The organism is Ameyamaea chiangmaiensis (assembly GCF_013376175.1).
Classification (GTDB): Bacteria; Pseudomonadota; Alphaproteobacteria; order Acetobacterales; family Acetobacteraceae; genus Ameyamaea; species Ameyamaea chiangmaiensis.
The window spans coordinates 1-4,295 of the sequence record NZ_JABXXR010000192.1 but is presented as its reverse complement, the minus strand read 5'-3'; the positions used below and the strand labels follow the sequence as shown (position 1 = coordinate 4,295).

At 67.5% G+C, this 4,295-nt stretch carries 6 protein-coding genes; 3 read left to right on the top strand and 3 right to left on the bottom strand.

Annotation, left to right across the window (positions count from 1 at the left end; translation table 11 throughout):
* From HUK82_RS14840 to HUK82_RS14830, 3 genes are all read right to left on the bottom strand, one after another.
* Nucleotides 1-413, bottom strand: a 413-nt coding sequence (locus HUK82_RS14840; protein WP_176614691.1) for a pyrroline-5-carboxylate reductase family protein, incomplete at its 3' end; no start/stop codon positions are given.
* Nucleotides 410-913, bottom strand: coding sequence for a type III secretion system chaperone family protein (locus HUK82_RS14835; RefSeq protein WP_176614692.1), 504 nt, complete (start codon nucleotides 911-913; stop codon nucleotides 410-412). The genes HUK82_RS14840 and HUK82_RS14835, both read right to left, overlap by 4 nt.
* 171 nt (nucleotides 914-1,084) lie before the next feature.
* Nucleotides 1,085-1,372, bottom strand: coding sequence for an accessory factor UbiK family protein (locus tag HUK82_RS14830; RefSeq protein WP_176614690.1), 288 nt, complete (start codon nucleotides 1,370-1,372; stop codon nucleotides 1,085-1,087).
* A 161-nt stretch (nucleotides 1,373-1,533) separates the two neighbouring features.
* Here HUK82_RS14830 and rfaD point away from each other — a divergent pair, with 161 nt between their 5' ends.
* The 3 genes from rfaD to HUK82_RS14815 all read left to right on the top strand — a co-directional run.
* Entirely contained in the window at nucleotides 1,534-2,514 is a 981-nt protein-coding gene (gene rfaD / locus HUK82_RS14825) for an ADP-glyceromanno-heptose 6-epimerase (protein WP_176614689.1), read from the top strand.
* Between the two features lie 31 nt (nucleotides 2,515-2,545).
* The gene (lgt, locus tag HUK82_RS14820) at nucleotides 2,546-3,388 is read left to right on the top strand and encodes a prolipoprotein diacylglyceryl transferase (protein WP_176614688.1); all 843 of its coding nucleotides are present in this window, start codon (nucleotides 2,546-2,548) and stop codon (nucleotides 3,386-3,388) included.
* Nucleotides 3,385-4,295, top strand: a 911-nt coding sequence (locus HUK82_RS14815) for a class I SAM-dependent methyltransferase (protein ID WP_176614687.1), incomplete at its 3' end; no start/stop codon positions are given. The genes lgt and HUK82_RS14815, both read left to right, overlap by 4 nt.

The following is a 4,295-nucleotide window of genomic DNA, read 5'->3' as shown; positions in this document are numbered from 1 at the left end:
ACGGTCATGCCCTGGCCGATCGCGGCCGGCGTATTGGGCATCGTGCGCACGAACGCGGGCGGCGCGGCATCCGGGCGGGCGGCCGTGAAGGCTGCGCGCAGACTGGCGATCGTGCGTCCGGCCATGACGGACAGGACGATGGTCTGTGGACCTGCGAGACCGGCCACGGCGGCGATCAGAGCGTCGGCTTTCTGCGGTTTGGCGGCGAGGATGATGACCGTGGGCGTAAAGTCGGACGGGATGTCGGCCGCATGACGCACGATGCGGTGCGGCGGTGACAAGTGCTCGAACGAGCGGTCGAGTACCACGGACGGGGCCAGACCATCCTCGAGCCACCCCCGCAGCAACGCGCCCCCCATCTTGCCGCAGCCCGCCAGAAGGATGGGCGGCAATTGGTCGGCCGGCGCGCTCATGCCTCGCCCGCGCAATCGAGCATCGCGGCCTCCAGCGCCTCTGTCGGGGTCTTGCCGCCCCACAGCACGAACTGGAAAGCCGGATAAAACCGCTCGCACTCGGTCAGGGCGATGTCGACCATGTCCTCGAGACTTTCGACCGACGCACCGGCAGCGCCGCGCAGCAGCACGGCCTGCCGGAACACCGGAGTCCCGTCATCCTGGTCGAGCCCGAAATGGCCGATCCAGAGGCGTTCATTCGCCAAGGCGATAAGTTCGTAGAGGGCCCGGCGCTGCATCGGTGGCACCTTCAGGTCGAAGGCGCAGGTAAAGTGCATGGCGCTGATTTCGCGCGACCAGGAAAAATACAGACCGTAATCGCACCAGCGGCCGGGTGCCTCGGCAGCCATTTCGGAATCGTTACGACGATCGAAGGCCCATTCGTTGCTGCCCACGATCTGTTCCATCAGATCGAGCGGATTGAAGTCCTGATTTTGGGTGCTAATCGTCAGAGCAGGCATACGGGACTCCCCAAAGCCGTCGAGGATGGCGCGGCTGAAGAAGCCGTGCGCCTCTGTCTGCGAATCGGACCGCATGGGTCACGATCCCAGCCTATGTGTGCGATTCCGCGCCTGCAAGTCCCTTGCGGATCGAAACGAATCCGCAGCCGGGCATGGGGCGGCGGCCGCGCGTCAGGCGCCGTAGTGGTTTTGCGGCGTGTGGGGCTGCTCCAGCGCGGTAATGCGGGATTCCAAGGCCGCCAGACGCGCTTCGGCGTCCTCCTGGCCGATGCGCGCCCGGGTCGCCAGATCACGCACCACGTCGAATTCCTCGCGACGGACGAGGTTGAGGGAGGCCAGCACTTCGTCCACCCGGGTGCGGATCAGGGCGCTCACTTCTTCGCGCGCACCGGCCAAGGCCGAGAAAGCGCCTCCCGCAACACCGGCGAGATCGTCGAAAAACCGGGGTCTGTCCGCCATGATCGTGGCCTCCTGCGGGTTGGCCCGGCAGAGGCCGGGTCGGAAGTCTATCGTATATAAGGCGCGCGCTCCTCGGTGTCACGGTCCGCGAGACCGTGGCCGTTCCGTGTCAGCAGACAGTCACTTGGAGCCCCGCCCGCGCGCGTCTATAGAATGCGTCCATGATCATCGTCACCGGCGGCGCCGGCTTCATTGGCTCGTGCCTTCAGGCCGCGCTACACGCGCGCGGCACGCGCACGGCTGTCGTGGACTGGCTGGGATCGGAGGGCAAGTGGCGCAACCTTGCCCGGCATGCCCCTGACGAACTGGTCGACCCGGCCGCGCTCGACGGGTTTCTGAAGACGGTCGGGCACGTCGAGGCCGTGTTTCATCTGGGTGCGATCAGCGAAACCACGGCGCGGGACGGCGACCTTGTCTGGCGTACGAACGTCGAACTGCCCTGGACCCTATGGCAATGGTGCGCTCGTCGGGGTGTGCCGTTCGTCTATGCCTCGTCGGCGGCGACCTATGGCGGCGCGGACCGGCCGGAGGAATTCTCCGATGCGCCGGACAGGCTCCAGACGCTGGCACCGCTTAATCTGTATGGCTGGTCCAAGCACGTGTTCGACATGCGCGTGATGGCGCATCTGGCCCGCGGTGGCGCGGCCCCCCCGCAGTGGGTGGGCCTGAAGTTCTTCAACGTGTACGGCCCGAACGAGTATCACAAGGACAAGATGATCTCGGTCGTCAAGATCAAGTATGACGAAATAGCCGCCGGTCGTGCCCCGCGCCTGTTCCGCTCGGAGGTTCCGGGCCTAGCCGATGGCGCTCAGGCGCGCGATTTCGTCTGGGTCGGCGATACGGTGGACGTCATGCTGTGGATGCTGGACCATCCCGCCGTCAGCGGCCTGTATAACTGCGGCACGGGGGTCGAGCGGACGTATCTCGATCTGGCCTATGCGGTCTGCGACGCGGCGGGGGCGCCGCGCGACGTTACCTTCATCGACATGCCGGAGTCCCTGCGCGGCCAGTATCAGTCCTTTACCCGCGCCGATCTCGGCCGCCTGAGGGCCGTGGGGTATGATCGCCCGTTCACCTCCCTCGAAGACGGGATCGGACGCTACGTGCGTGAGTATCTCGCCCCCGGCACCCCCTATCTCTGAGCGGTCCGGCCGCCAGCCCTGAGGCTTTTCGATGCTGCCTGTGCTGATCTTTCCCCAGTTCGACCCGGTCATGGTGCATTTCGGCCGGTTCGGGGTTCGCTGGTATGCGATGGCCTACATAACGGCGCTCCTGCTGGGCTGGCGCATCGCGCGGCGGCTCGTGGCGCTGGGTCCGCGCGTGGCGACGGACCTCCAGGTCGATGACTTCCTGTTCTGGGCGACCGCGGGTGTCGTTCTGGGGGGGCGGTTGGGCTACATCCTGTTCTACCAGCCGATGGCATACCTGACGCACCCCTGGGCGATGCTGGAAGTCTGGCACGGGGGGATGTCGTTCCATGGCGGCGCGCTGGGGGTCATCGCGGCCCTGCTTCTGTTCACCTGGCGCAACGGGCTGAGCTTTCTGGCATTTTCCGACCGGATCACGGCGGTGGTGCCGCTTGGGCTGATGCTGGGGCGCATCGCGAACTTCATCAACGGCGAACTCTGGGGTCGCGAGGCACCCGCGTCGCTGCCTTGGGCGATGATCTTTCCGGAGGCCGGTCCAGTGCCGCGCCACCCCTCCGAACTGTACGAGGCCCTGACCGAGGGCGCGTTGCTGCTGGCCGCGCTGCTGTTCGCGGTGACGCGCCCGGGCATTCGGGCCCGCCCGGGCCTGGTCTCCGGCCTGTTTCTGCTGGGCTATGCGATCGCCCGCAGCGTCTGCGAACTGTTCCGTGAGCCCGACGCCTTCATCGGCTTTCTGCCGTTCGGGGTAACGATGGGGCAGGTCCTGTGCCTGCCGATGGCGCTCGCCGGTCTGGGTCTCATAGTCAACGCGCTGCGTCGTCCGGCGGTGACGCATGATCTCGTGCCGGCGGCCCCCGCGACGGCATGAGCGGCCATCCCGTCCGTCTCGACCAGTTCATGGCGCGCGCCAACGCGGCGTATTACACGCAGCGCGATCCGTTCGCCGATTTCATCACCGCCCCCGAAATCAGTCAGGTGTTCGGCGAACTGCTGGGCGCATGGGCCGCAACCGTCTGGCAGATGATGGGCAGCCCGTCGCGGGTGATGCTGGTCGAGGCCGGTCCGGGGCGCGGCACGCTGATGGCCGACATGCTGCGGCTGATCGGGCGTGTGCTGCCCGCGCTTCATGCCGCCGCCGACGTGATGCTGGTCGAGACGTCGCCGACCTTGCGTACCGTGCAGCGGGACGCGTTGGCCGGCCGCACGGCCAGGCCGGTGCGCTGGTGCGACACGCTGGCGGATGTGCCCGAGTACGGCCCGTTCATTCTGGTCGCGAACGAATTTCTCGACGCGCTGCCAATCCGCCAGTTCGTCCGGCGTGCGCCGGCCTGGCGCGAGCGTGCCGTCGATGGCCTGACCTTTGCCGAGATCGACGTGCCGGCCGCGCCTGATGCCGAGCCTCTGGCGCGCGCGGTGCCGGAGGGGGAAGTCGTTGAACTGTGCGAGCCCGCCCTTGCGCTCGCGCGTGACCTTGGTGCGCGGCTGGCGCGTGGAACCGGTGCCGCGCTGTTCATCGATTACGGGTACGATGCGCCGCGTTGGGGCGAATCGCTTCAGGCCCTGTATCAGGGCAAGCCGGCGTGGCCGCTGGACCATCCGGGTCACGCGGACCTCACGGCGCATGTCGATTTTCGGGCTTTCCGGCTGGCGGCCATGGCGGCCGGGGCCCTGACACAAGGGGCAGTGATGCAGGGGGCGTTCCTCGGCGCGCTCGGGTTGGGCGCGCGTGTCGCGCGCCTGTCGGCCGGGCTGTCGCCGGAGGACGCGGGCCGCCT

Excerpts from the sequence above, each read along its gene's own strand:
- HUK82_RS14835 (WP_176614692.1), bottom strand. The coding sequence starts at position 913 with ATGCCTGCTCTGACGATTAGCACCCAAAATCAGGACTTCAATCCGCTC.
- HUK82_RS14830 (WP_176614690.1), bottom strand. The coding sequence starts at position 1,372 with ATGGCGGACAGACCCCGGTTTTTCGACGATCTCGCCGGTGTTGCGGGA.
- rfaD (WP_176614689.1), top strand. The coding sequence starts at position 1,534 with ATGATCATCGTCACCGGCGGCGCCGGCTTCATTGGCTCGTGCCTTCAG.
- lgt (WP_176614688.1), top strand. The coding sequence starts at position 2,546 with ATGCTGCCTGTGCTGATCTTTCCCCAGTTCGACCCGGTCATGGTGCAT.